This window comes from Streptomyces sp. NBC_01314 (genome assembly GCF_041435215.1).
In the GTDB taxonomy this organism is placed as follows: domain Bacteria; phylum Actinomycetota; class Actinomycetes; order Streptomycetales; family Streptomycetaceae; genus Streptomyces.
The window spans coordinates 9,208,003-9,231,626 of sequence record NZ_CP108394.1 but is presented as its reverse complement, the minus strand read 5'-3'; the positions used below and the strand labels follow the sequence as shown (position 1 = coordinate 9,231,626).

Genomic DNA, 23,624 nt, shown 5'->3' with positions numbered 1-23,624 from the left:
GTCGGGAGGGGGCGGCGCAGATACTACAGGACGATCCGTCCATCGCTGGAGGGAGTCACTCCTCGAATAGCAGGGAGCCTCCGCCGTCCCGGGGGGTGGAGCGGCGGAAGCGGAGGCGTGAAGAAAACGCCTCCGCCAACAGATTAATCAAGACATGGGCCGGTGTGGCAGGGGTGACGGCCCTGAGTCGGCCCTGATCTTGCTCGGGGCCGTTCCCGGCGCGAAGCCCCGCCGGCCCGGAAGCGGAGCCGGGTCAGCCCTGAGGCTGCTCGGGCTCGGAGACCGACCGGGCCTCCACCAGCGCCCGGAGGGTCCGGGCGTCCTCGATGGCGCGTTGCTTGGCGATGCCCGGCTGGATGCCGAGCGCGGGCAGGCTGGTGCCGTCGGTGAGGTCGAGGAAGACCCAGGGGTCGCCGACCCGCAGGTTCACCTGCACGATCTCCGCCCAGCCCAGGTGCCGCCTCCCGGCGATGTTGACGACGGTCACACCGGAGTCGTCGGCGACCACCCGGGGCCGGGAGAGCACGCCCAGCACCCCGGCGAGCATGGCCGCCGTGAAGACGAAGCTGAGCCGCTCCCCCGGACCGAGCGTCGGCAGCAGCAGTGCGACCACCGTGATGACCACGAAGATCGCGCCCGCGGCGGTCAGCAGCACGGCCCGGGTGCGGCCCGGCCGGAAAGTGACCGGCAGGGCGGGGAGAGAGAGCTGGTCCGGCATGGCGTACGACTCCCCGGCCGTCAGAGGCGGCAGGCGTGGATGGCGGTGGTCAGGATAGCCCGGGCACCGATGTCGTACAGGTCGTCCATGATCCGCTGGGCCTCCTTGGCCGGGACCATGGCGCGCACGGCGACCCAGCCCTCGTTGTGCAGCGGCGAGACGGTCGGGGACTCCAGGCCCGGCGTGAGCGCGACGGCCTTCTCCAGCTGCTCGACGCGGCAGTCGTAGTCCATCATCACGTACGTCCGGGCCACGAGGACGCCCTGGAGGCGGCGCAGGAACTGCTGCACCTTGGGCTCGTTCTCCGAGGACGTGTCGGCGCCGACGCGGCGGATGACGATGGCCTCGGACTTCATGATCGGGTCGCCGAAGACCTCAAGGCCCGCGTTCCGCAGGGAGGTGCCGGTCTCGACGACGTCGGCGATGACCTCGGCGACACCCAGCTCGATCGCGGTCTCCACGGCGCCGTCGAGGTGGACGACGGAGGCGTCGGTGCCGTGGTCGGCGAGGTGCTTGGCGACGATCCCCTCGTAGGAGGTGGCGACCGTCATGCCCTTCAGGTCCGCGACGCCGTTCGCCGTGCCGGGCTTGGCGGCGAACTGGAAGGTGGAGCGGGCGAAGCCGAGCGGCAGGATCTCCTCCGCCTTGGCGCCCGAGTCGATCAGGAGGTCGCGGCCGGTGATGCCGATGTCGAGGCGGCCGGAGGAGACGTAGATCGCGATGTCGCGAGGGCGGAGGTAGAAGAACTCCACCTCGTTGACCGGGTCGACGATCCGCAGTTCCTTGGACTCCCGGCGCTGCTGGTAGCCGGCCTCATGCAGCATCTCCCCCGCAGGTCCGGACAGGGAACCCTTGTTGGGGACGGCGATGCGCAGCATGAGGCGAGCTTCCTTCGTTCGTGTTCGTGCGGATGGAGTTGCGTAGGGAATGGCGTGCGGCCCACGGCGTCATGGCTCAGAGATGGGCGTACACGTCGTCCAGGGTGATGCCGCGGGCGACCATCATCACCTGGACGTGGTAAAGCAGCTGCGAGATCTCCTCGGCGGCCGCTTCCTTGCCCTCGTACTCGGCGGCCATCCAGACCTCGGCGGCCTCTTCGACGACCTTCTTGCCGATGGCATGGACGCCCTTCTCGACCAGCTCTGCGGTGCGGGAAGTGGCGGGGTCGCCGGTGGCGGCCTTGTGCTGGAGCTCGGTGAAGAGCTCCTCGAACGTCTTCTTGGACATGGTGAGGTTCAGCCTACGCGCAACCGCCCGTGTCTCAGCGCCAGGGTTCAGATACTGAGCGGAGGGTGGCCGCGGTCGCCACGGCCGCCGTCACCGCCTCGTGGCCCTTGTCCTCGTTCGAGCCCTCGATGCCCGCGCGGTCCAGGGCCTGTTCCTCGGTGTCGCAGGTCAGTACGCCGAAGCCGATGGGGACGCCGGTGTCGACGGAGACCTGGGTGAGGCCCTGGGTGACACCGTGGCACACGTACTCGAAGTGGGGGGTGCCGCCGCGGACGACGACGCCGAGGGCGACGATCGCGTCGTAGCCGCGGCCCGCGAGGACCTTGGCGACGACGGGGAGTTCCCAGCTGCCGGGGACCCGCAGGAGGGTCGGCTCGTCGATGCCCAGGTCGCGCAGGGCGCGCAGGGCTCCTTCGACGAGGCCGTCCATCACCTTCTCGTGCCACTGGGCCGCGATGACCGCGACGCGCAGGTCGCCGCAGTTGCGTACGGACAGTTCGGGTGCGCCCTTGCCGCTCACGTTGCTCCTTGGTTCCTGGAACTCTTACTCGCTGATCTTGCCGCTGGTGTTACTGGTTGCCGCAGGTGGACGCGGTGGTCGCGTCCAGCCAGGGCAGGTCGTGGCCCATCCGGTCGCGCTTGGTGCGCAGGTAGCGGAGGTTGTGCTCGCCCGCGCGGACCGGCATCGGTTCGCGGTCGATGACGTCGAGGCCGTGCCGGACCAGGGCCTCGGTCTTCTCGGGGTTGTTGGTCATCAGGCGCAGGCTGCGGACGCCCAGGTCCTGGAGGATCTGCGCGCCGGCGCCGTAGTCCCGGGCGTCGGCGGGCAGGCCCAGTTCCAGGTTGGCGTCGAGGGTGTCGCGGCCGCGCTCCTGGAGTTCGTACGCGCGCAGCTTGGACAGCAGTCCGATGCCGCGGCCCTCGTGGCCGCGCAGGTAGACGACTACGCCCCGGCCCTCGGTGGCGATGCGTTCGAGGGAGGTTTGCAGCTGGGGGCCGCAGTCGCAGCGCAGCGAGTGGAAGATGTCGCCGGTGAGGCATTCGGAGTGGACGCGGACGAGGACGTCCTCGCCGTCGCCGATCTCGCCCTGGACGAGGGCGACGTGCTCGACGCCGTCGACGGTGGAGCGGTAGCCGTACGCGGTGAAGTCACCGAAGGACGTGGGGAGTTGGGTCTTCGCCTCGCGCTTGACGGTGGGTTCGGCGGAGCGGCGGTAGGCGATGAGGTCCTCGATGGAGATGATCGTCAGGCCGTGCTTGCGGGCGAACGGGATCAGTTCGGGAAGGCGCAGCATGCGGCCGTCCTCGCCGGCGATCTCGACGATCGCGCCGGCCGGGCGCAGGCCCGCGAGGCGGGCGAGGTCGACGGCGGCCTCGGTGTGGCCGTCGCGCACGAGCACTCCGCCGGTTCGTGCGCGCAGCGGGAAGATGTGACCGGGGCGGACGAAGTCGCCCGGCTCGGCCGTGCCGCTCGCCAGGAGCTGGAGGGTGGTGGCGCGGTCGGAGGCGGAGATGCCGGTGGTGACGCCGTGCCCCGGCGCCGCGTCGACCGTGACGGTGAAGGCGGTGCGCATGGACTCGGTGTTCTGCTGCACCATCTGCGGCAGTTCGAGCCGGTCCAGTTCGTCGCCCTCCATCGGGGCGCAGATCATGCCCCGGCACTCGCTCATCATGAAGGCGATGATCTCGGGGGTGGCCTTCTCGGCGGCGATGACGAGGTCGCCCTCGTTCTCGCGGTCCTCGTCGTCGACGACCACGACCGGGCGGCCCGCCGCGATGTCGGCGATGGCCTGCTCGACGGGGTCGAGTCCGAAGTTCTCGATGTCGGCGGTGCTGTACAGGATCGGCGCCGTGGTCATGCCGGGGCTCCTTCCAGAGCGGGCTTGCGGGAGCGCAGCCACCAGTCGCGCATGCCCCACAGGACGAGCGCGCCGTAGATGATGTAGACGAATCCGGAGAAGGCGTAGCCGTTGGCGAAGTTGAGCGGTACGCCGACCAGGTCGACGAGCAGCCAGGCGAACCAGAACTCGATCATGCCGCGCGCCTGGGCGTACATGGCGACGATGGTGCCGGTGAAGATGTACGCGTCCGGCCAGGGGTCCCAGGACAGGGTGGGGAACGCGGTGAAGAGGCCGGCGACGGCCAGGGTGCCGAGCACGGCACCGGCGATGAGGTACCCGCGCTCGCGCCAGGTGGCGAAGCGCGGGGTGATGGCGCCGTCCGCGGACTGCCCCTTCGTACGGTTCCACTGCCACCAGCCGTACCCGGCGACGGCCATGACGATGACCTGCTTGCCTGCGCTGCCGGTCAGGTGGCCGGCGAAGGCGCCGAAGAGGACGAGGCCGGAGAGAAACTGCACGGGCCAGTTCCAGATGGAGCGGATCGCGCCGAGGGCGAGGGCGATCAGGCCGAGGACGTTGCCGATCATGTCCGACCAGAGGATCTGCTGGCCGAAGGCGGTGAAGGCGACGGTGTTCAGCGAGTTCACTGCGACGCCCCCGGAATACCGATCCCCTGGGTGTCCGCTCCCCGTGCGCCCAGCAGCCGCTCGACGTACTTGGCGATGACGTCGACCTCGAGGTTGACCGGGTCGCCGGGCTGCTTGCGGCCGAGCGTGGTCAGGTCGAGGGTGGTCGGGATGAGGCTCACGGTGAAGTAGTCGGGGCCGGCCTCGACGACGGTCAGGCTGATGCCGTCGACGGTGATGGAGCCCTTCTCGACGACGTACCGCGTGAGGTCCGCCGGGAGCGAGATCCTGACGATCTCCCAGTTCTCGGACGGCTTGCGCTCGATGACTTCGCCCGTGCCGTCGACGTGCCCCTGCACGATGTGCCCGCCGAGGCGGTCGCCGACGGCCATGGGGCGTTCGAGGTTGACGCGGGAGCCGGCGGTGAGGGCGCCGAGGCTGGAGCGATCCAGGCTCTCCGCCATGACGTCGGCGGTGAACCAGTCGTCCTCGTGCTCCACGACCGTGAGACAGACGCCGTTGACGGCGATGGAGTCGCCGTGGCGCGCGCCCTGTGTGACAACGGGGCCGCGCAGACGGAAGCGGGAGGAGTCGCCGAGCTTCTCGACGGCGGTGACCTCACCCAGCTCTTCGACGATTCCGGTGAACACTTCCCGGGTCCTCCCTGCCTCGTATGGGCACGGACTCCGGGGCTGTCGAAGAGACAGACTTGAGCGGACAGCGGCACAGGGAGCGACGCCGCGTAGAAGACCCACCCCTGGCGGGGCAAGCCAAAAACAGACGGCGGCGCGCACGAATGCCCGCCCGCCGCGCACTGCCTCCCATCCGGACTTTAACCGTCGGTCCAGGAATTTCACCTGGTCAACCGGCCGCTGGAAGCGACCGGGTCGCGGACTGTAACCGCCGGTTCGGACTTTCACCGACCCCGGAGTGCGCTGCTTCTGGTACATGGCCAGTGTGCCACGCCCGGTCGACACCCATGCGGGTGAGCACTGTGGGGTGGCTCACAGGCCGTGTCACTGGACTTCTCAGCGGGGGCCGACGGATTTCGGCTATCACTGACCATGGGTCAACTTCCGCGACCGCGACTCCACTCGAAGGGGTTGGACCCATTGACCGGCTTGGTCTAGTCCTTTTAAAGTCTGCGGTCGCGGTTACCCGCCTCGAACGGCCCGGCGGCGGTGACGACGGCCCTTGCCCCGTCGCCGGGTCCCCCTCATGCGGAACGATTGGCGGGCGGCTCGGACTTCGCCGTGGCCGAGGTCAGCGGCTCCCCGCACTGCTCACCGGGGCCGGGGACGCGCTTGTGGGCACCGAGTCCTTCGCGCTCCGGGGCGGTGCCGTGTCGGACGTGCGGGTCGTGGTGAACCCGGACAAGCTGGAGTTCGTGGGACGGCAGCCGACCGGGACGTGATCGCGCGATCCGACTTGGCGGATGACCGCGCGCCCGATCGGGTCGCCTTCCGTCGCACCGGGACGAGTCGCCCCGGGACCCTCCTCGGGACCACCGAGTCGCCTCGGTGGTCACATCCGCGGGGGCTGTCCCGTCGTAGCTGCCGTAGGACGTTTCCAGCCTGGAGCGTCCGGCGTACGAAGGGAATGGACAGCATGACCACGATCCTGGTGACCGGCGGCACGGGTGTCCTCGGCCGGCCCGTCACGGAGCGGCTGCGGGCGGACGGGCACGAGGTGCGGGTGCTCAGCCGGCACGCGCAGCCGTACGCCGTCGATCTCGTCGCGGGCGGGAGCGGGCTGGACGCGGCCGTGGCGGGGGTGGACACGATCGTGCACTGCGCGACGTCGCCGCGCGGGGGCGACGAGAAGGCGGCGGAGAACCTGATCGCGGCGGCGCGGCGGGCCGGGGTGCGGCACCTGGTCTACATCTCGATCGTCGGCGTGGACCGGGTGCCGTTCGGCTACTACCGGTCCAAGCTGGCCGTCGAGCGGCTGGTCGAGGGGTCGGGGCTGGGCTGGACGACCCTGCGCGCGACCCAGTTCCATGACCTGCTGGTGATGCTCTTCCAGGGCCTTTCCAAGCCGCCGGTCATGATGCTCCCCGCCGGGGTGAGCGACCAGCCCGTCGCCGTCGCCGAGGTCGCCGAACGCCTGGCGGCCCTGGCCGTGGGCGCCCCCGCCGGACGCGTCGACGACCTGGGAGGCCCCGAGATCCTGACCTTCCCCCACCTGGCCCGCGCCTACCTGGCGGCCACCGGCCGTCGCCGCCCCCTGCTGAACGTCCCGCTGTTCGGCAAGGCCTACCGGGCCTTTCGCGCCGGCGGCCATCTCACGCCGGGGCGGGCCGTGGGCAAGGGGACGTTCGGGGAGCACTTGGCGGACCGGTTCGGTGGGAGCCGGGGGAAGGGATGAAAAGAGGGACGCGACGCCACCCAAGGGGGCGGCGGCGCCACCGCTGAAGACAGCGGTGGCGGTCGCGGCGACGACGGGGTCGGGGAACGGCAGGGGTGACCTCGATCGGCCGAGGCGTGTCGGCAGGGCCGCGACCGGGCGGAGCGACCGGCGGTGAAAGGTGCCGCAGGGCCGGACTCGGAGCACGCGGCCCGACGCACCGCCCGCTATCGCGCGGGCGGTGCGAACAACTCGTCCTGAGCCGCCTCCCGGGCCATAAGCAACGCGCCGCGCAGCACGGCGGCCCCGCCGAGGCCACTGGGCCGCACCTCGGTCGGCAACGGCGACATGGCCGCCAGCCGCTCCCCCACCCTGACGGCAAGCTCCTGCCCACCGGCCTGCCCGACCTCACCACCGAGCACCACACACCCGGGGTCGAGCACAGCGACGACGGAGGCTACGCCGAGAGCAAGGCGGTCGGCGAGGGCGCCGAGAAAACGGGCGCGGGGGTCGGCCGAAGAGTCGGGGGCCGCCGGGGGGCGGAGGCCGGGCGGCGAAGGGGGTGCCTGGTCCGCCGAGGTGCCCTGCGTCGTGGACGAGGGGGGCACACCAACCACCGGCGCGACCGCCGGACGGCGGAGGTCGTCGGACGGGAAGGTGGTGGCCTCGCCCGAAGGGGGTTCGGCCTCCACAGACGGGTTCCCGGCACCCGCTGGACCGCCCCTGCTCTCCGCCGACAGGCTCGCGGTTCCAGCGGGCCACCCCTCGGCCTCCACCGCCGGCCCCGCAGGCCCGACCGAACGTCCTTCGCCCCCGACCGACGGGCTCGCGGTACCCGCGGAACGCCCCCGAGCCGCCACCACCAGACTCGTCGCCCCCACCACCGAACCGCTCGCGCCCGCCTCCCCCGAACGGCCGGGTACTCGCGCCGGAAGGCCAGGGGTGATCGACGACGCGACCGTGTCGCTCGCCGGGAGTCCGGCGACCGCCGCCCGTACCAACGTCGCCGCGTACGGCTCGTTCGGCGCCGCCGCGGCCTTGACGCCGTGTGCGGTGGCCAGTGCCGCCACCGCCGCCGCGCCGCCCAGGGAGTGGAAGCCGCCCTCGCAGTCGGTGGCCGAGGGGATGGTGGTCGTGCCGGGTACCGGGAGGAAGCCGATCTCGCCCGTGCCGCCGGAGGCGCCCCGGCGGAGGTGGCCGTCGAGGACGACGGCGGCGCCGGTGCCGAGGCCGAGCCAGAGGAGGACGAAGGTGTCGCGGTCGCGGGCGGCGCCGTCCCGCTGTTCGGCGAGGGCGGCGAGGTTGGTCTCGTTCTCGACGAGGACGCGGGCGGGAAGCCGTTCACCGAGGGCGGCGACCAGGCGGCGGTGCCACTCGGGGAGGCCGCTGGAGTCGCGGAGTTCGCCCGTGGCCGGGTCGATCAGACCGGGGGCGCCGATCACCACCGTGTGCAGCCGGTCGGCGCCCGCCTCCTTCGCGGCACGCTCCACCAGGGTGACCGCCTGCTCCACCGCGGGCCCCGTGCCGGCGTCGTCCGCGATCGGGACGGACGCCCGCGCCAGTTCCGTACCGACCAGGTCGGCGATGACGACCGTGACGCCCTCGGTGCGCACATCGAGCGCGGCGAGATGCGCACGGTCCGCCACGATGCCGTAGAGACGGGCGTTGGGCCCGCGCCGCTGCTCCCCCGACTCCCCCGCGATCTCGATCAGCCCGGCGGCGGTGAGGCGCTCCACGAGGTCGGCGACCGTGGGCCGGGACAGACCGGTGAGCTGCTTCAACTGCCCTGCCGTCAGCGGCCCTTCCTGCTGCAGCAGCCGCAGGGCGAGCCGGTCGTTGATGGCTCGGGCGGTGCTGGGTGATGCGGGCATGCCGGGATCCTCCCAGATCTGCGGCGCCGTACGGCCGGTGGCCCTCGGACGACCGCTCCCTATCTATCAGGCAGGGTTCCTGATAGTTTACGCAGCGCGACGGAGCCCGGGTAGGCCAAGGCGATCGGGGAACCGGAAGCGCGAGAACTTCGAGGATCGAGGGCTTCAAGGAATCCGGGGAATCCGAGGAATCGACAGCTCCGAGGAATCGACAGCCCGAGGACCCGAAGGCTCTGGGACTTCGGGCGAGTCGGCGTCCGGAAGACCGAAGCCCCGGGTCCTGCCAGGCTACGAGAAGAACGGCAGCCTGGATGGTCCGGCGGCACCCGGAGCGCCGGAGAACCCATAGGCAGCGACGGGCGACGGACGGGAGCGCCGACCTCGCGGCGCACCGAAATTCAGGGAGGCGGAGAATGAGCGTGGTGGTCTACGAGCAGCGCGAGGTGAGGCGGGCGCGGTACGCCGTGGCGGCCGTGTTCGCGGTGCACGGCGCCGTCACCGGCTCGTTCGCGACCCGCGTGCCGTGGATCCAGGACCACGCGGGGGTCAGCGCGGGCCAACTGGGCCTCGCACTCGCCTTCCCCGCGATCGGCGCGTCCTTGGCGATGCCGCTCGCGGGCCGGATCAGCCACCGCTTCGGCGCCCGCACCGCCCTGCGCGGGCTGCTCTCCCTGTGGACGCTCGCGCTGATCCTGCCGTCCCTCTCGCCGAACCTCTGGACGCTCTGCTTCGCGCTGTTCGTGTACGGCGCGTCGGCGGGCATGGCGGACGTCGCGATGAACGCGCTCGGCGTCGAGGTCGAGAGCCGCCTCGGAAAGTCGATCATGTCGGGTCTGCACGGCATGTGGAGCGCGGGCGCCCTCGTCGGCTCGGCGGCCGGCACTCTCGCCGCCCACCTGGGCTCGGACGCCCGACTGCACCACGCGCTCGCGGCGGTCACGCTCACCGCCCTCGGTCTGGTCGCCTGCCAGTGGGTACTGGATCTCAGGGCCACCGAGGACGAGGAGCCGCCGCCCCGGTTCGCGTTGCCGCCGAAGTCGGCGCTGCTGATCGGCGCGGTCGGGTTCTGCGCGGTGTTCGCGGAGGGGGCGGCGCTGGACTGGTCGGCGGTCTATCTGCGGGACCAGTTGGAGACTTCGGCCGGGCTCGCGGCGGCGTGCACCACCGGTTTCATGCTGACCATGGCGGTGGCCCGGCTTGCGGGCGACGGGGTGGTCAACCGTTTCGGCGCGGTCCGTACCGTGCGGGCGAGCGGTGTCCTGGCCGCGCTCGGCGGGGTCCTGATCGTCGTCGCGAACCAGCCGGCGGTCGCGATGGGCGGCTTCGCGCTGATGGGCCTGGGCATCGCGGTCGTCGTCCCGCTCTGCTTCGCCGCCGCCGGCCGCAGCGGGCCGAACCCCAGCCAGGCCATCGCGGGCGTCGCGACCATCACGTACACCTCCGGGCTGGTCGCGCCGAGCGCGATCGGCGGTCTGGCGCAACTGACCAGTCTGGTCGTGTCGTTCGGCCTGGTCACCGTGCTGGCGTGTGGCCTGGTCGCCTTCGCGGGCGTGCTGCGCACCAGCGATCGGGACCGCCCGCGGCTCACCCGCACGGACGTGGCGGTTCCCGACCCGAAGCCCTGACTCGGCCATGCCGTGCGAGGGCGTGCGGTGCCGTGCCGTGACCGTCCGTCTCCCGCCCCGGTGTCCCTCACCCCCGCGCCAACTCGTACGCGTATCCCGGCGAGAACGCCCCCGCGCTTCCCCGGCAACCGTCGGACTCGCCCGGCAGTTTCACCCACAGGTAGGCGTCGATGCGGGGCTCGCCGGTGGTGAGGGTCGGTGATCGGCCGAGGCCTCGGCCTGCGGGGTCGCACCACTCGCCGCCGGCCGGGGCGCCGTTGCCGTTACGGCTGGTGTCGATGACGGCGCCGAGGCCCGCGGGGCCACCGAGGGCGTCGAGAACACGGCGGTCGTAGGCGGCCTCGGCTTCCGTGCGGTTGAAGTTGGACACGTTGCTGAAGACGCCGTCCGAACCGTCGGGCGAGGCGGCGCCCGCCTGGCGGAGGAGCGCGGCCTGCTTGCCCGGCACGTTCCACTCCGAATGCCCGGCGTCGTAGTAGACGCGGGCGTCGGGGTTGGCCGCCTTCAGGACGCGTCCGGCGCGGGCGAGCGAGGCGAAGCGGTCGGCACGGGTGCCGGCGGAGAGGCAGTCGGACTGGGCGATCGCGTCCGGCTCCAGGATCACGATGACCTCGTCCGAGCCCAGCCCGGCGGCGAACGCGTCGATCCAGGCGTCGTACGCGTCCAGGCTCGACGCCCCGCCCTGCGAGGCCCCTCCGCAGTCGCGGTCGGGGATCGCGTACGCCACGAGGACCGGCACCTGCCCCCGCGCGGCGCCCGCGGAGGCGACCGCCGCGACCCGGGACATGGTGGCGGCCGGGGCGGGGTCCGTGAACCAGACGGCGGCCGGACGGTCGGCGATGCCGGTCTCGATGGCGGTGCTGCGCGGGTCGTCCGGGTTGTCCCGGATCCAGTCCCGGACCTGGGAGTCGGGGTGGCGGTAGAGCGCGCCGGGGCCGGGCACGGATCGCGTCCGCCGTTCGACCCGCTCCGCCGGGGGCCGCACACCGGCCTTCTCGGACGGTTCGGGCGACTTCGAGCGCGAGGGCGTGGGCGAGGTGCGTGACGGGTGGGGCGGGCCCTGAGTCGGCTCGGTCCGTTCAGTCCGTTCGGTCTGTTCGGCCGCATCGGGCAGGAGGCCCGGTGAGCGGCTGGTCAGCGGCCGGGCCTCGTCCGCGGCGCCTCTGTCGCCGCCCAGGACGGCCACCATCCCGGTGACGGTCGCGACGACGGACACGGCCGCCACCGCTGCCACCATGACGCTGCGCCTCGCCGCCCGCCTGCGCTCGGCTCGGCGTGCGGCCAGACGCTGGGCGCGCAAGCCTGACACGTGGTGCTCCCCCCTGCTCCCCGGACCGCGCTCCGTCGGCTTCCCGGCTGTTCCCGCAGCGCCCGCGATCTCCCACAGCGCCCGCGTTACCCCGTTCCGGGGACGCGCCGGGCACGGCGGCGCCGGTGGCAGCCTAGGCCTGGGACCCTGCCCCCTATGGCGCAGTTGGAGCAATTCACCAATTCCATGGACTCAGTGGACACAGTCGTCTCCCGTATGCACGCCCTCGACGCGGTCCTCCCCGAGCGGGACGGGATCGCCGTCTTCAACCGCGTCTACCTCACCGTCACGGAGGCCATCGGCCGACGGCTGGACTCCGGCCACTTCCCGGACACCGAGGCCGCGATCACGTTGGACGTGCTCTTCGCCGAGCGGTATCTGAGGGTCGCCGAGGGCGGCTGTGCGCCCGCCTGCTGGCGACCGCTGCTGCAGTTCCGGCGCCATCCCGGCGTACGACCGCTGCAGTTCGCCCTCTGCGGCATCAATGCGCACATCGGTCACGATCTCGCGCTGGCCGTCGTGGACACCTGTCGTACGCTCGGCTGCGAACCCGCCGACCTGGAGGACGAGTTCGAGCGTGTGGGCGATGTCCTCGTGTCGCTGGAGGAGCACATCCGCGAGGAGTTGATGCCAGGGCCGGATCTCCTCCAGATCGCCGATCCGCTCACCCATCTGCTCGGCGCGTGGAGCCTGGAACGCGCCCGTGAGGCCACCTGGTCGGCCGCCCGGGCCCTGTGGGCGCTGCGCGGACTCCCCGGTCTCGCCGAGGAGTCCGCCCTCCGCCTGGACGCGGCGGTGGGCCTGACGGGCCGCATGCTGCTGACCCCGCTGCCGGACTGATCCGCGCCCACGGGACGGACGGCCGGGGCGCGCGGGCGCGCTGGCGCCATCAACAGGCCCTAGTCCTCCGGCAGTTCCACCGGCGCGATCTCGTCGTAGACGTCCCCGGGCCCGGGGTTGGCCGCGTCGGTGGCGCCCCCGAAGTGGTGCATGACGCCCCAGACCGCGTTGAGGGCCGTCTGGATCGCGCCCTCGGCCCAGCCGGCCGTCCAGGAGACGTCGTCGCCGGCGAGGAAGACACCCCGCTTGTCCTCGGGCAGCCGGTCCTGCATGAAGTGCGTGAACAGGCGCCGCTGGTAACGGTAGTGACCGGGCAGGTTGGCCTTGAACGCACCCATGAAGTAGGGCTCGTTCTCCCAGGAGACGGTCACCGGGTTGCCGATGACGTGGCTGCGGATGTCGACCGTCGGGTAGATCTCGCCGAGCGACTTCAGCATGACCTCCATCCGCTCGCTCGCGGACAGCGGCAGCCACTTCAGGCTGTCGTCGCACCACGTGTAGGAGAGGCAGATGACGGCGGGACGGTCCGGACCGTCGTCGAGGAGGTAGGTCCCGCGCGTCATCCGGTCGGTGAGCGTCATCGACATGACGTCGCGGCCGGTCGGGTTTCCCCTGTCGTCGACGGCCTTGTCCAGCCAGAAGGGCCGGTCGACCGGGACGAACAGCTTCGAGCTCTCCATGTAGTGGGTCCGCTCGATGGCGGTCCAGTGGTCGATCGGGAAGAGCGAGTCGTCGCAGGCGATCTTCGACAGCAGCATCCAGGACTGGGCGGTGAAGATCGCCGCCCGGTACGTACGGATGTCGCCGTTCGCGTCCGTCACGGTGATCCGGTCGCCGGCGGTCCGGTGCAGCCGGGTCACGGCGGGCCGCGGCTCACCGTCGATGTGCAGGGACTTCAGGGACGTCCCGTACGGCCAGTGCACGATCTTCTCCGGCTCGCGCTCCCAGAGCCGCAGCGGGAGTTGCTGGCTGCCGCCGACGATGCCGCGGTGGTGGTCGTCGGCCTCGGTGTAGACGACCCGCAGGATCTCCAGGATGGAGTTCGGGAAGTCGGTGTCCCAGCCGCCCGTGCCGAAGCCGACCTGGCCGAAGATCTCGCGGTGCCGGAAGGACCTGAAGGCCTCGGAGTCGCAGAGGAAGCCGTAGAAGGTCTGGTTGTCGAGCCGCTCGACGAGCTTCGCCCAGATCTCCCGGATGCGCGGCACATCGCGCTCGCGCAGCGCCCGGTTCATGTCGGAGAAGTCGGCGCCTTCTTCGAGGCAGGCGTTCCAGGCCGCGGCGACGTCCCGGTACACCTGCGGCAAATCGTGGATCGTCTCGGCGTAGTGCGACTCGCCCTTGAGGTCGACGACGGTCGAAGGCGTGGCCTCCGCAAGGGGGTTGGGGAAGGGACGGGTCTGCAGACCGGCCAGGTCGATGTAGTGCTGGAGCGCGGTGGAGGACGGCGGGAAGCGCATCGCCCCCATCTCGGCCGTGAGCGACGGGTCGCACCCGTCGAAGCCGACCGTTCGCAGCCGCCCGCCGATTCGGTCGGCCTCGTACACGACCGGCTTGAGCCCCATCTTCATCAGCTCGTACGCCGCCACGATGCCGGACAGCCCGCCGCCGATGACCGCGACCTCGGTGCCGTGCTCGGTGGCCGGTATCTGGCCCAGGCCGGCCGGGTGGGCCAGGAAGTCGTCGTACGCGTACGGGAAGTCCGGGCCGAACATGGTGATCGGCGGCTGGTGCTCGTCTGCGTGCTCGATGGCGTTGGGCACGGTGGACGTCATGGGGTACGGACTCCTTGCGGAAGGACGAGAAAGAGGAGAGAGAAGGGTCGAGACAGGTACGGGGTGGCGGGTCTCAGACGAGGGACTCGTACAGCCCGGGGCGACGGTCCTGGAGATACGGGTTCGTCTCGCGCGAGGCCGCGAGGAAGACGGGGTCGACATCGGCCAGGACGAAATCGTTCTCGCGCCCGGCGCGGGTCCGCGCGACCCCGTCGGGTCCGGCCAGAGTGGAGAGCCCGACGAACTCGAACTCCCCTTCGCGGCCGGCCCGGTTGACGTACGCGACGTACATCTGGTTCTCGAAGGCCCGCACCGGGATCATCGACTCGGCGACGAACTGGAACGGATGCATCTGGGCCGTCGGCACCACGAGCAGGTCGGTGCCGGCGAGGGCGTGGGCGCGGACGTTCTCCGGGAACTCCACGTCGTAGCAGATCAGGATCCCGACGCGGAGCCCGTCCAGCTCGGCCTGTACGACGGACTGCTCGCCCGGCGTGAAGTGATCACGCTCGAAGCAGCCGAAGAGGTGGGTCTTGCGGTAGTTCGCCAGCCGGACGCCCTCGGCGGAGACCAGCTGCGCCGCATTGAAGACGGCCTCACCGGCGCGCTCCGGGTACCCGTACACGATCGCGACCCCGTGCCGCCCCGCGATCTCGGCGACCGCGTCGGCCGAGTCACCGTCGGCCTCCTCGGCGAGCCGCGCGATGTCGTCGCCGATCGCATAGCCCGTGAGGAACATCTCCGGCACCACCATCAGCCCCGCCCCGGCCTCGGCGGCCCGCCCCGCGGCCTCGTCGAGCACCTTCAGGTTCCCGACGACCGAGCCGGGTCGACCGGAGCTCTGGAGCAGGGCGGTACGCATGCGTGTTCCTCACCTGGACAAGGGGGTTCGGGGTCATCTAGACGGTACGGTCGGCGCGCATGGCCGGACAAGCAGGAGCCATTGCGCGCCGATGCGCGATTCGTTGCGTACGGGCCGGCACGGACGACGATTCGTTGCGTCTCCCGTTCCGGGGCACAGCCCCGCTCCCCCAGGGGCGCGGGGCGGTGCCGAATATGCGGGTCCGCCGCGCGGGCGCGATCAACCACGACGACCGCGCGGGGACCCCGCGGCCGCGCGCGGTCCCCCACACCCCGCCCCCCTCAGGCATCCCTCCGCACCAGCACGATGGCGGTCACCAGATACGGCACCGCGAACACCGCGAACGCGACCCCGTGCGCATGGGACGCACCGATCAAGGCATACGCGGCGAAGACAGCGACCGTCGCCATCTCCGTCCCCATGCTCGCCACGGACGTCAGCGTCGCCCGGCGCTCCCCCGCGATCCGATCCTGCAACCGCGCGTCGACCAGCACATTGACCAACTGGAAGCCACCGAAGGCGACGGCCACCAGCCCGATCCCGGCCGGTGTCCCCATCAGCGCACCCACGGCCAGCGCGAACGCCGAGCCCGCCAGCACCACCCCCAGCCCGGCCGTACTCATCCGCTCCCCCACCCCGGTCAGCAGGCTGCCGAGCGTCGGCCCCACCCAGATCACCAGCAGCAGGTACGGGACCGTCTGTTCGGCCACCCCGGTGTCCCGGACCAGCAGCGGCGTGTACTCGTCGAGGGCACCCCACACCGCGCCGACGGCAGGCACGAGCAGCAGTGCCCCGCGTACGGACCGGTCCCGGCGGACCTCCGCGATTCCGGTCCGCAGGGTCGTGAGGGTGGAGACCCGGTCACCTTCGCCCGCCGCGGCCGGCCGGTGCTCCGGGAGCCGCGTGGCCACCACCGAGGTCAGCACACAGCCCAGCACGCTCGCCGCGCCCACGGCCTGATAGCCGCCGAGGTCGAGGACCGGCCCCGCCAGTCCCATCGCCGCCATCACGGCGACCATGCCGACGGCCTGGGCCCGGCCGATGACCCGCGCGTACCGGTCGGCCGCGCCGAGGCGGTCCAGTTCGTCGTAGACCAGCGCTTCCAGCGCACCGGAGCCGAGCGCGCCGCGCACCCCCCACAGGACGAAGCCGAGGGCGAACGCCCAGTACGACGGGACGATCACCCACAGGGCGAAGCCGGCGGCGGTGAGCAGCGGGCCCAGCCACAGCAGCAGACGTCGGGAGACGGCGTCGGCCCAGGCACCGGAGGGGACCTCCAGGAGGATGCCGGTGACCGACCACAGGGCGAACAGTGAGGAGATCTGCCAGATCGACAGTCCGGTGTCGCTGAACAGCAGCGCGTACACCGGGTAGAGCAGCACGAAGTCGTCGAGGAACGCGTATCCGTACAGCGTGGCCGTCAGTCGCCGGACACCACTGGTTCCGGCACCGGGCACACGTGCGGGTGAGAGAGTCATGAGGCCTTCCCGAAGGAGCGATTCGGACGTCGGTGGTACGGCGTCCGAGGCGGTCCTCGGGAGGCACGGCTGGTGGATCAATGTCGCCAGGTCATGGCACCGATGCTAGTCCGGCCGACCCGTCCGGCACAGTGGATATCGGGGTTCACTCCCCGACGGCCGTGACCGGCGCGAACGTGGTGATCACCGCCGCGTGGTCCGACGGCCAGTCGTTGTCCTCGACATCCGGCCAGGGGCGGGGCGTGCCGCTGACACAGGTCCGGGAGTCGAGCACCTCGAGGCCCCGGTGCAGGACGAAGTCGATCCGGTCCTGCGGCTCCGGCCGACCACTGCCGTCCTCGTGTTCGGCGTGGACCGGCGACCAGGTGTGGCCCGGCTCCCGTACGGGGTCGGGGTGGGCCTCGCGGTAGGAGTCGCGCAGGCCGGCGGTCTCGGCGGCCCTGGTGACCGGCCAGTCGACGTCCGGCCGGTCGATGTGGGACGGGCTGTTGAGGTCGCCGACCAGGACGACCGGCACAGTGCCGTCGATCCGGCTCAGACAGTCCCGCAGCCGGCCGAGCCGCACCTCCTCGTGGGCGATCAGCTCGGCGGCGCCCAGCCCGTCGAAGGCGGCCTCGTAGGGCCCGTACGGCTCGCAGTCCAGGTGGACCGTCCAGATGTCCACCTCGCTTCCGGAGCCGGTCCTGATCCGGACGCCCGCCGCCCCGTAGAAACCGACGTCGGGGTCGCCGAAGCGGGCGGTGATCGGGTGGCGGCTGATGATGCCGAGGTTGTCGCCGGCCCGGTGGTGGTGCCAGCCGAGGGCTTCGGCGAGTTCCTGTGCGGCGGTGCCGTACGTCTCCTGGAGGCCGACCACGTCGACGTCCGTCTCGGTGATGACCTTGAGCTGCTTGGCCCGGTGGTCGCGGACCTGGGTGCCGCCGTGCCAGAGATTCCAGGTCATCACACGCAGGACGGGCCCGTCGGGGGCGACCAGCCGGCGCAGACTCGCCGGGGTCACCGATTCCAGGCTCTCCCGTACGGTCCGCCCCGGGGCCTCCGCGATCGGCGCGAGCGAGGGCACGGCGAGGACCACACAGCCGGCAGCCTCGGCCGAGGCGACACCGGTTTCGGTGTCCTCGACGGCCACACAGGCGGCGGGGTCGACGCCGAGGGCGTGGCAGGCGGCGAGGTAGGGGTCGGGGGCCGGCTTGGTGTGCTCGGTGTCGTCGGCGGTGACGGAGACGGCGAACAGGTCGCGGCCGAGGGCGTCGAGGACGGTGTCGGCGACGGCTCGCGGGGACGCGGTGACCAGGGCGGTGGGGACGCCCTCGCGGGCCAGGGCCCTCAAGAGCTCCAGCGCGCCCGGGCGGGGCACGGTCCCGGTGCGGACCCGGTCGGCGAACTCCCGGTGCAGGTCGGCGGCCACCCCGCCCCCCGGCGCGCCCGTGATCCCGGCGAGCCAGGCGGCCGTGTACTCGACCGGACGGCCCAGTACGTCCGGCTGGTCGGCCTCGGTCAGCGTGCGCCCGAGGCCGGCGGCCACCTCCTCCACCGCATCCCACCAGAGCCGCTCGGTGTCGACGAGCGTGCCGTCCATGTCGAACAGGGCGGCCTGGAGCGACAGTCGGGACACGGGCTTCTCTTTCTGTGGGGGTGCGTCGGGGCGCTGCCCGGCAGTGGGGGCCGGGCAGCGGGTGTTCAGCGGGTGGCGCGGGCGGCGACCAGGACCGGCCGTTCGGGGAGGCTCACGGTCACGGCCGCTCCGGCGCCGAGGGTCGCCGCCTCGTGCGTGGGCAGGTCGGCCTTGACCTCGGTGCCGTCGGCGAGCCGTACGGTGAGGCGGGTTGCGGCGCCGAGGAACGCGGTGGCGACCACCCGGGCGTCGCCGGTGTCGTCCGCCCGTACCCCGACCGCCTCCGGCCGCAGGAGTACGTCCACCTCCGAGGTGGTCGGCGCCGCGCCGTCCACGGGCAGCCGCCGGCCCAGCACCTCGACCGTCGTGCCGGCCAGCCGGCCCGGGATCCGGCTCATCGTGCCGACGAACTCGGCGACGAAGGCGGTGGCCGGACGCCCGTACAACTCGACGGGGGTTGCGCACTGTTCGAGCCGCCCGGCGTGCATCACGGCGACCCGGTCGGCCATCGACAGCGCCTCCTCCTGGTCGTGCGTCACGAACAGGGTGGTGATGCCCAGCTCCTGCTGGAGCCGGCGGATCTCCTCGCGGAGCGTGAGCCGCACCTTGGCGTCGAGGGCGGAGAGCGGTTCGTCGAGCAGCAGCACACGGGGCCGCAGGGCGAGCGCCCGGGCGAGGGCGACGCGCTGCTGCTGGCCGCCGGAGAGCTGGTGGGGGTACTGGGCGCCCTTGTCGGCGAGGCCCACGAGGTCGAGCAACTCGGCGGCACGGGAGCGTCGTTCGGCCGTGCGCACCTTGCGCATGCGCAGCCCGAAGTCCACGTTGTCGAGGGCGCTGAGGTGGGGGAAGAGGCTGTACGACTGGAAGACCATCCCGGCGTCGCGCCGGTGGGCCGGGACGCGGGTGACGTCCTCCCCGTCGACCAGCACCTCGCCGGAGTCGGGGTGTTCGAAGCCGGCGAGCATCCGCAGCGCGGTGGTCTTGCCGCAGCCGGACGGGCCGAGCAGCGCGAGCAGTTCACCGGGGCGGACGGTCAGGTCGAGTCCGTCGAGGGCGACGGTCGTCCCGAACTCCCGCCGCAAGCCTCGGAATTCGACGGTGGCGGCGGTGGTGGTCGCTGTTTTCTCAAGCACGGTCATGGTTCATCCCCGGGAGGCGGAAGCGGTTGGGGTACGTCCGCCGAACGAGGCGAGCGCGAGGAGCATGGCCCAGGTGACGAGCAGGCTGAGGACCGAGACGGCGACGGAGAGCTGGGCCTGCGAGCCGCTGACGTTGACGATCCACACGGCGAACGGCCTGAAGCCCAGGAGCTGGGCGACGGTGAACTCGCCGAGCACGAGCGCCAGGGTGAGGAAGGCGGAGTTGAGCAGCGCCCCGCGCAGATTGGGCAGCACGGCCCGCACCAGCGCCTGCGGCCAGCTCGCCCCGCAGCTGCGGGCGGCCTCGACGAGGGTGGGTACGTCCATGGCGCGCAGCCCCGCGTCCAGCGCCCGGTACACGAAGGGCAGCGCCATCACGACGTAGGCGAGGACCAGCACCACGGGGAAGTCGGGGTTCTGGATCGCGACGAAGGTCTGGAACAGCGGGGTCCGGGAGAGGTGTTCGGGCCCCCACTTGAGCACGGTTCCGAGCCCGGCGACGAACGCGATCGGCGGCACCACCAGCGGCAGGGAGCACACCACCTCCACGACGGGCCGCAGCCTGGGCGCGCCGAGCCGCAGCGCGACCATGGCGGGCACCATCAGCAGCAGCACGACGGCGATCGTCACGGCGGCCAGCTCCAGCGAGAGCAGCAGGCTGGTCACGAAGCCCTCGGTGCCGAGGATCTGGCCGTACGCGTCGAAGGTGATCCCCTCGCCCGGCACATCGACCGTGAAGATCACGGAGGCGGCGAGCGGGACGAGGAAGTACAGCCCGGCGCAGGCGAGGACGAGCGGGCGCCACAGGGCGGGGCGCCGCGGTGCCGGGCGCCCGGGGTTCAGGCCAGCCATCGCGCGCTCCGTCGTTGCAGGGGCAGGTACACGGCCATGACCAGCCCGGCGATCAGGACCATGTCGAGGCTCAGCGCGAGCGCCACGTTCTCCTGGCCGACCAGGACGTTGCCGGAGATGGCGTCGGCGATCTGCAGGGTGACCAGCGGGATCGAGCTGCCCACCATGGCCGCGGCGGTGGCGTACGCGGCGAAGGCGCTGCCGAAGAGCAGCACGAGCCCGCCGAGCAGCGAGGGCGCGAGCACGGGGAGGGCGACGTGCAGCCAGTACTGGAGGCCGGTGGCGCCGTTGTTCTGCGCGGCCTCCCGCCACTGGACGCGCAGTCCGTCGAGGGCGGGGGTGATGGTGAGGACCATCAGCGGGATCAGGAAGTACAGGTAGACGATGACCAGTCCCCAGAAGCTGTAGAGGTCCCAGCCCTTGTCCGTCAGGCCCAGCTGCCTGGTCAGCACACCGGCGTTGCCGAGGGTGGCGACGAACGCGAAGGCGAGCGGGACGCCGCCGAAGTTGGCGAGCACCCCGGAGGCGGTGAGCACGGCCTCGCGCAGCGCCGGGAAGCGGGAGGTCACCACGGCCTGGGCGAGCGGCAGCCCCAGTACGGCCGCGAGCCCGGCCGAGACGGCGGACAGCTTCACGCTGCCGAGCATGGCCGTGAGGTAGGCCCCCTGCACGGAGGCCGTCATGTTCGCCGTGGTGTACGAAGTGGCGCCCGTGGCCTGGTCCTTGACCGTGAACGCGCCGTTCAGCATGGCGACTGCGGGCAGCCCGAAGGCGACCGCGACGAAGACCAGCAGCGGGAGCACGGCGAGCCATCCGCCGGGGCGGGGCCGCCGCTTCACGGAAGCGGCGGCCACCAGCGCTGTGTCGGCCTCGGTGACGACGGCGGTCACCCGGAGACCGCCTTGGCCCAGCCCTGTCCGAGCACGTCCTTGGCCTTGGTCTGCTGGTCCTCGGTCGGGAACTCGGGTGTGCCGGACACCTCGGGCAGCTTGGCCGCGGCGGTCTCGTCCAGCGTGCCCGCCTTCTCCATGGCGGTCATCAGGGCCGGTCGGGCGTACCCGGCGAGCCACAGGTTCTGGCCCTCGGCGCTGTAGACGTACTCCTGCCAGAGCCGGGCGGCGGCCGGGTGGGGGGCGTCCTTGTTGATGGCCTGGGAGTAGTACTGGGAGAACTTGCCGTCCTCAGGGACGACGACCTTCCAGTCGACGCCCTTGGACTTGAACTCGTCGGCGTACCCGGCGTTCAGGTAGTCCCAGTCGATGCTGATCGGCGTCTCGCCCTTCTCGACGGTGGCCGGCGTCGACTCGACGGGCGTGTAGTTGCCGTTCTTCTTCAGCTTGGCGAAGAAGTCGAGTCCGGGCTGCATGTCGTCGAACGAGCCGCCGCTCGCCAGCGACGCCGCCCACACCCCGCCGAAGGCGGACCCGGACTTGGTGGGGTTGCCGTTGAGCGCGACCTGCCCCTTGTACTGCGGCTTCAGCAGGTCGGCGAAGGTTTCCGGGCACGCCTTCACGCGCTTCGCGTCGCAGCCGATGGATATGTAGCCGCCGTAGTCGTTGTACCACTGGCCCTTCGGGTCCTTCTGGCCCTCGGGGATGTCGGCGAACGCGGCCACCTTGTACGGCGCGAGCAGCCCCTGCTGGGCGGCGCTCAGCGCGAAGGAGCTGCCGAGGTCGAGCACGTCCGGCGCCCGGTCCTGGCCCTTGCGCGAGGTGACGGCGTTGATCTCGTCCTGGCTGGCCCCGTCCGGGTTCTCGACCTCGATCTTGATGCCGTACTTCTTCTCGAACCCGTCGATCAGCGCGCCGTAGTTGGCCCAGTCACGGGGCAGGGCGATCGCGTTGAGCGTGCCCTCCTTCTTGGCCGCCTTGATCAGCGCGTCCAGGCCGCCGAACTCCTTCGCGGAGGTCGCGGTGGCCGCGTTCTTGCCGTCGGTGGTGGTCCTGGTCTCGGGGGCCGCGCCACAGGCGCTGAGGGTGAGAACGGCGGCGGCGAGGGCGCCGCCGATGACGGCGGTTCTCGGCGGGAAGAGGGTCACGGGCTCTCCAGGGGTACGCGCAGGGACGATCTGGGTGGAGCACTTGTCTGAACAAGTTGGCCTCATTAGGTCCGCGCTTCATATCACGCACGTAAACTCCGGCGAAATACTCGTGCACGTTTTCCCGCACAATCGCTGGTCGATCCCATGGTTCGGTAGTTTCTTCCCCACCTCGTTAGGCTGGTCGCGCTGTGCACAGCGGGCGGGCGGGACAAGCGGAGGGAACCATGGCGGCGCGACACGAGGAGATCGCCGAGGCACTGCGGGGGGCGATCGACCGTGAGGACTACACGGTGGGGAGTCTGCTGCCCCCGGAGACCGAACTCGCGGCCCGCTACGGCGTCTCGCGCGGCACCGTCCGTCAGGCGGTGGCGACCCTGACCGCCGAGGGTCTCATCGGCTCGCGGCAGGGCGCCCGCCGGGTGGTCCTGGCCGGCCGCCGCAGCCAGAGTTTCGCCGAGCTGCGCAGCTTCGCCCAGTGGGCGCGCTCGATGGGCCGGGACGCGACGGGCCGGGTCGTCGCCCAGGAGTACCGGACCGCCACCGCCGAGGACCGCGTACGCCTCCAGCTGACCCCGGGCGCCCGCGTCCTGCACGTGCTGCGCCTGCGCGGTCTCGACGGCCGGCCCGTCCTGCTGGAGCGCACGGTCTACGCCGACTGGATCTCCCCCGCCGTCGAGCCCATCGAGACGGACTGCCCCTCGGTCACCCAGCGCCTGCTCGACGACACGGGCCTGGTCTTCGCCTACGGCGAGCACGTCATCGACGCCGTGGCCGCCGGCGCCCAGGACGCCGAGTTCCTGGCCGTGCGCCGTACGAGCCCCCTCCTCCGCGTCCGGCGCGTCACCACCACCCGCGAGGGCCGCCCGGTGGAGTGGTCCGACGACCGCTACCGCCCGGACGCGGTGAGCTTCAGCGTGCACAACTCGATAGGAAACAACGCGCTGGCGAGGAAGACCGCGGCTCCCTGAGGGGCACGCCCGCTCAGGCGGGCGACCCGGAGGAGAACCGCCGCAGCAGCGGCGACAGCACCAGCACGGACTTGGTCCGCTCGACGAACGGCTCCCCGGCGATCCGCTCCAGCACCCGCTCGAAGTGCCGCATGTCCGAGGCGAAGACCTGCACCATGGCATCGGCCTCCCCGGTGACGGTCGACGCCGCGACGACCTCCTGATACCGCTCCAGCCCCCGCTGGATCGTCTCCGGCGAGGTGTTCCGCCGGCAGTAGATCTCGACGAACCCCTCGGTCTCCCAGCCGAGCGCGGCGGGGTCCACCCGAACCGTGAATCCGGTGATCGCCCCGGTCGCCCGGAGGCGGTCCACCCGGCGTTTGACCGCGGGCGCGGACAGCCCGACGAGTTGGCCGATGTCGGAGTAGGAACGGCGGGCGTCCTCGGCGAGGGCGTGCACGATGCGTTCGTCGAGATCGTTCAGCACTGCGGGTGGATCACTTCTCTGGAGTCGA

The 23,624-nt window shown here is 71.7% G+C and carries 22 protein-coding genes and 1 riboswitch; of the genes, 4 read left to right on the top strand and 18 right to left on the bottom strand.

Annotated elements, in window-relative coordinates:
* Positions 1 to 253: 253 nt before the first annotated feature.
* The 7 genes from OG622_RS40660 to OG622_RS40630 all read right to left on the bottom strand — a co-directional run bounded on the left by OG622_RS40660 (position 254) and on the right by OG622_RS40630 (position 5,062).
* On the bottom strand, positions 254 to 718 hold the full coding sequence (locus tag OG622_RS40660; RefSeq protein ID WP_371581704.1) for a PH domain-containing protein: 465 nt from the start codon (positions 716 to 718) through the stop codon (positions 254 to 256).
* A 20-nt stretch (positions 719 to 738) separates the two neighbouring features.
* The gene (gene hisG / locus OG622_RS40655) at positions 739 to 1,596 is read right to left on the bottom strand and encodes an ATP phosphoribosyltransferase (protein WP_371581703.1); all 858 of its coding nucleotides are present in this window, start codon (positions 1,594 to 1,596) and stop codon (positions 739 to 741) included.
* 76 nt (positions 1,597 to 1,672) lie between these two features.
* The gene (locus OG622_RS40650; protein WP_371581701.1) at positions 1,673 to 1,945 is read right to left on the bottom strand and encodes a phosphoribosyl-ATP diphosphatase; all 273 of its coding nucleotides are present in this window, start codon (positions 1,943 to 1,945) and stop codon (positions 1,673 to 1,675) included.
* A 34-nt stretch (positions 1,946 to 1,979) separates the two neighbouring features.
* Entirely contained in the window at positions 1,980 to 2,465 is a 486-nt protein-coding gene (gene ribH, locus OG622_RS40645) for a 6,7-dimethyl-8-ribityllumazine synthase (protein WP_371581700.1), read from the bottom strand.
* 49 nt (positions 2,466 to 2,514) lie between these two features.
* Positions 2,515 to 3,804, bottom strand: coding sequence for a bifunctional 3,4-dihydroxy-2-butanone-4-phosphate synthase/GTP cyclohydrolase II (locus tag OG622_RS40640; protein WP_371581698.1), 1,290 nt, complete (start codon positions 3,802 to 3,804; stop codon positions 2,515 to 2,517).
* Positions 3,801 to 4,433 (bottom strand): nicotinamide riboside transporter PnuC, encoded by a 633-nt coding sequence (locus tag OG622_RS40635; protein WP_371581696.1) that lies wholly within the window; start codon positions 4,431 to 4,433, stop codon positions 3,801 to 3,803. Before OG622_RS40635 ends, OG622_RS40640 begins: the two co-directional genes overlap by 4 nt.
* Positions 4,430 to 5,062, bottom strand: a complete 633-nt coding sequence (locus OG622_RS40630) for a riboflavin synthase (RefSeq protein WP_371581695.1) — start codon at positions 5,060 to 5,062, stop codon at positions 4,430 to 4,432. The genes OG622_RS40635 and OG622_RS40630 overlap by 4 nt, the downstream gene beginning before the upstream one ends.
* Positions 5,063 to 5,219: 157 nt before the next feature.
* A riboswitch (FMN riboswitch) is annotated at positions 5,220 to 5,350 on the bottom strand.
* 670 nt (positions 5,351 to 6,020) lie between these two features.
* On the opposite strand from OG622_RS40630, the gene OG622_RS40625 reads away from it, so the two are divergent.
* Positions 6,021 to 6,779: an SDR family oxidoreductase gene (locus OG622_RS40625; RefSeq protein ID WP_371581694.1), complete on the top strand. Its 759-nt coding sequence runs from the start codon at positions 6,021 to 6,023 to the stop codon at positions 6,777 to 6,779.
* A gap of 206 nt (positions 6,780 to 6,985) precedes the next feature.
* Here the strand turns inward: OG622_RS40625 and OG622_RS40620 are convergent, their stop codons facing one another.
* Positions 6,986 to 8,629, bottom strand: a complete 1,644-nt coding sequence (locus OG622_RS40620; protein ID WP_371581693.1) for an ROK family protein — start codon at positions 8,627 to 8,629, stop codon at positions 6,986 to 6,988.
* Between the two features lie 413 nt (positions 8,630 to 9,042).
* Between OG622_RS40620 and OG622_RS40615 the strand changes: the two genes are divergently transcribed.
* On the top strand, positions 9,043 to 10,254 hold the full coding sequence (locus OG622_RS40615) for an MFS transporter (RefSeq protein ID WP_371581691.1): 1,212 nt from the start codon (positions 9,043 to 9,045) through the stop codon (positions 10,252 to 10,254).
* Between the two features lie 67 nt (positions 10,255 to 10,321).
* Here OG622_RS40615 and OG622_RS40610 read toward each other — a convergent pair whose 3' ends face one another.
* The gene (locus OG622_RS40610; protein WP_371584372.1) at positions 10,322 to 11,491 is read right to left on the bottom strand and encodes a glycoside hydrolase family 6 protein; all 1,170 of its coding nucleotides are present in this window, start codon (positions 11,489 to 11,491) and stop codon (positions 10,322 to 10,324) included.
* Positions 11,492 to 11,719: 228 nt separating this feature from the next.
* Here OG622_RS40610 and OG622_RS40605 point away from each other — a divergent pair, with 228 nt between their 5' ends.
* Positions 11,720 to 12,403, top strand: a complete 684-nt coding sequence (locus tag OG622_RS40605) for a DUF5995 family protein (RefSeq protein WP_371581689.1) — start codon at positions 11,720 to 11,722, stop codon at positions 12,401 to 12,403.
* A 59-nt stretch (positions 12,404 to 12,462) separates the two neighbouring features.
* On the opposite strand, the gene OG622_RS40600 is transcribed toward OG622_RS40605, so the two are convergent.
* The 8 genes from OG622_RS40600 to OG622_RS40565 form a co-directional block, all read right to left on the bottom strand.
* Positions 12,463 to 14,175, bottom strand: coding sequence for a flavin monoamine oxidase family protein (locus tag OG622_RS40600; RefSeq protein ID WP_371581688.1), 1,713 nt, complete (start codon positions 14,173 to 14,175; stop codon positions 12,463 to 12,465).
* 73 nt (positions 14,176 to 14,248) lie between these two features.
* Positions 14,249 to 15,037 carry a carbon-nitrogen hydrolase family protein gene (locus tag OG622_RS40595; protein WP_371581686.1) on the bottom strand — a complete coding sequence of 263 codons (789 nt, stop codon included), beginning with the start codon at positions 15,035 to 15,037 and terminating at the stop codon, positions 14,249 to 14,251.
* 281 nt (positions 15,038 to 15,318) lie between these two features.
* Positions 15,319 to 16,515 (bottom strand): MFS transporter, encoded by a 1,197-nt coding sequence (locus tag OG622_RS40590; protein ID WP_371581685.1) that lies wholly within the window; start codon positions 16,513 to 16,515, stop codon positions 15,319 to 15,321.
* A gap of 145 nt (positions 16,516 to 16,660) precedes the next feature.
* Entirely contained in the window at positions 16,661 to 18,130 is a 1,470-nt protein-coding gene (locus OG622_RS40585; protein WP_371581684.1) for an HAD-IA family hydrolase, read from the bottom strand.
* Between the two features lie 65 nt (positions 18,131 to 18,195).
* Positions 18,196 to 19,269, bottom strand: a complete 1,074-nt coding sequence (locus OG622_RS40580) for an ABC transporter ATP-binding protein (protein WP_371581683.1) — start codon at positions 19,267 to 19,269, stop codon at positions 18,196 to 18,198.
* Positions 19,270 to 19,272: 3 nt separating this feature from the next.
* Positions 19,273 to 20,121 (bottom strand): ABC transporter permease, encoded by an 849-nt coding sequence (locus OG622_RS40575; protein ID WP_371581682.1) that lies wholly within the window; start codon positions 20,119 to 20,121, stop codon positions 19,273 to 19,275.
* On the bottom strand, positions 20,109 to 21,011 hold the full coding sequence (locus OG622_RS40570) for an ABC transporter permease (protein WP_371581681.1): 903 nt from the start codon (positions 21,009 to 21,011) through the stop codon (positions 20,109 to 20,111). The genes OG622_RS40575 and OG622_RS40570 overlap by 13 nt, the downstream gene beginning before the upstream one ends.
* A complete protein-coding gene (locus OG622_RS40565; RefSeq protein WP_371581680.1) occupies positions 21,008 to 22,159 on the bottom strand; it encodes an ABC transporter substrate-binding protein in 1,152 nt (383 codons plus the stop codon). Before OG622_RS40565 ends, OG622_RS40570 begins: the two co-directional genes overlap by 4 nt.
* A 227-nt stretch (positions 22,160 to 22,386) precedes the next feature.
* On the opposite strand from OG622_RS40565, the gene OG622_RS40560 reads away from it, so the two are divergent.
* Positions 22,387 to 23,130, top strand: coding sequence for a GntR family transcriptional regulator (locus OG622_RS40560; protein WP_371581678.1), 744 nt, complete (start codon positions 22,387 to 22,389; stop codon positions 23,128 to 23,130).
* Between the two features lie 13 nt (positions 23,131 to 23,143).
* On the opposite strand, the gene OG622_RS40555 is transcribed toward OG622_RS40560, so the two are convergent.
* Positions 23,144 to 23,596, bottom strand: coding sequence for an Lrp/AsnC family transcriptional regulator (locus OG622_RS40555; protein ID WP_371581676.1), 453 nt, complete (start codon positions 23,594 to 23,596; stop codon positions 23,144 to 23,146).
* Positions 23,597 to 23,624 lie beyond the last annotated feature (28 nt).

Excerpts from the sequence above, each read along its gene's own strand:
- OG622_RS40660 (WP_371581704.1), bottom strand. The coding sequence starts at position 718 with ATGCCGGACCAGCTCTCTCTCCCCGCCCTGCCGGTCACTTTCCGGCCG.
- hisG (WP_371581703.1), bottom strand. The coding sequence starts at position 1,596 with ATGCTGCGCATCGCCGTCCCCAACAAGGGTTCCCTGTCCGGACCTGCG.
- OG622_RS40650 (WP_371581701.1), bottom strand. The coding sequence starts at position 1,945 with ATGTCCAAGAAGACGTTCGAGGAGCTCTTCACCGAGCTCCAGCACAAG.
- OG622_RS40640 (WP_371581698.1), bottom strand. The coding sequence starts at position 3,804 with ATGACCACGGCGCCGATCCTGTACAGCACCGCCGACATCGAGAACTTC.
- OG622_RS40625 (WP_371581694.1), top strand. The coding sequence starts at position 6,021 with ATGACCACGATCCTGGTGACCGGCGGCACGGGTGTCCTCGGCCGGCCC.
- OG622_RS40620 (WP_371581693.1), bottom strand. The coding sequence starts at position 8,629 with ATGCCCGCATCACCCAGCACCGCCCGAGCCATCAACGACCGGCTCGCC.
- OG622_RS40615 (WP_371581691.1), top strand. The coding sequence starts at position 9,043 with ATGAGCGTGGTGGTCTACGAGCAGCGCGAGGTGAGGCGGGCGCGGTAC.
- OG622_RS40610 (WP_371584372.1), bottom strand. The coding sequence starts at position 11,491 with ATGGTGGCAGCGGTGGCGGCCGTGTCCGTCGTCGCGACCGTCACCGGG.
- OG622_RS40605 (WP_371581689.1), top strand. The coding sequence starts at position 11,720 with ATGGCGCAGTTGGAGCAATTCACCAATTCCATGGACTCAGTGGACACA.
- OG622_RS40600 (WP_371581688.1), bottom strand. The coding sequence starts at position 14,175 with ATGACGTCCACCGTGCCCAACGCCATCGAGCACGCAGACGAGCACCAG.
- OG622_RS40595 (WP_371581686.1), bottom strand. The coding sequence starts at position 15,037 with ATGCGTACCGCCCTGCTCCAGAGCTCCGGTCGACCCGGCTCGGTCGTC.
- OG622_RS40590 (WP_371581685.1), bottom strand. The coding sequence starts at position 16,515 with ATGACTCTCTCACCCGCACGTGTGCCCGGTGCCGGAACCAGTGGTGTC.
- OG622_RS40580 (WP_371581683.1), bottom strand. The coding sequence starts at position 19,269 with ATGACCGTGCTTGAGAAAACAGCGACCACCACCGCCGCCACCGTCGAA.
- OG622_RS40575 (WP_371581682.1), bottom strand. The coding sequence starts at position 20,121 with ATGGCTGGCCTGAACCCCGGGCGCCCGGCACCGCGGCGCCCCGCCCTG.
- OG622_RS40560 (WP_371581678.1), top strand. The coding sequence starts at position 22,387 with ATGGCGGCGCGACACGAGGAGATCGCCGAGGCACTGCGGGGGGCGATC.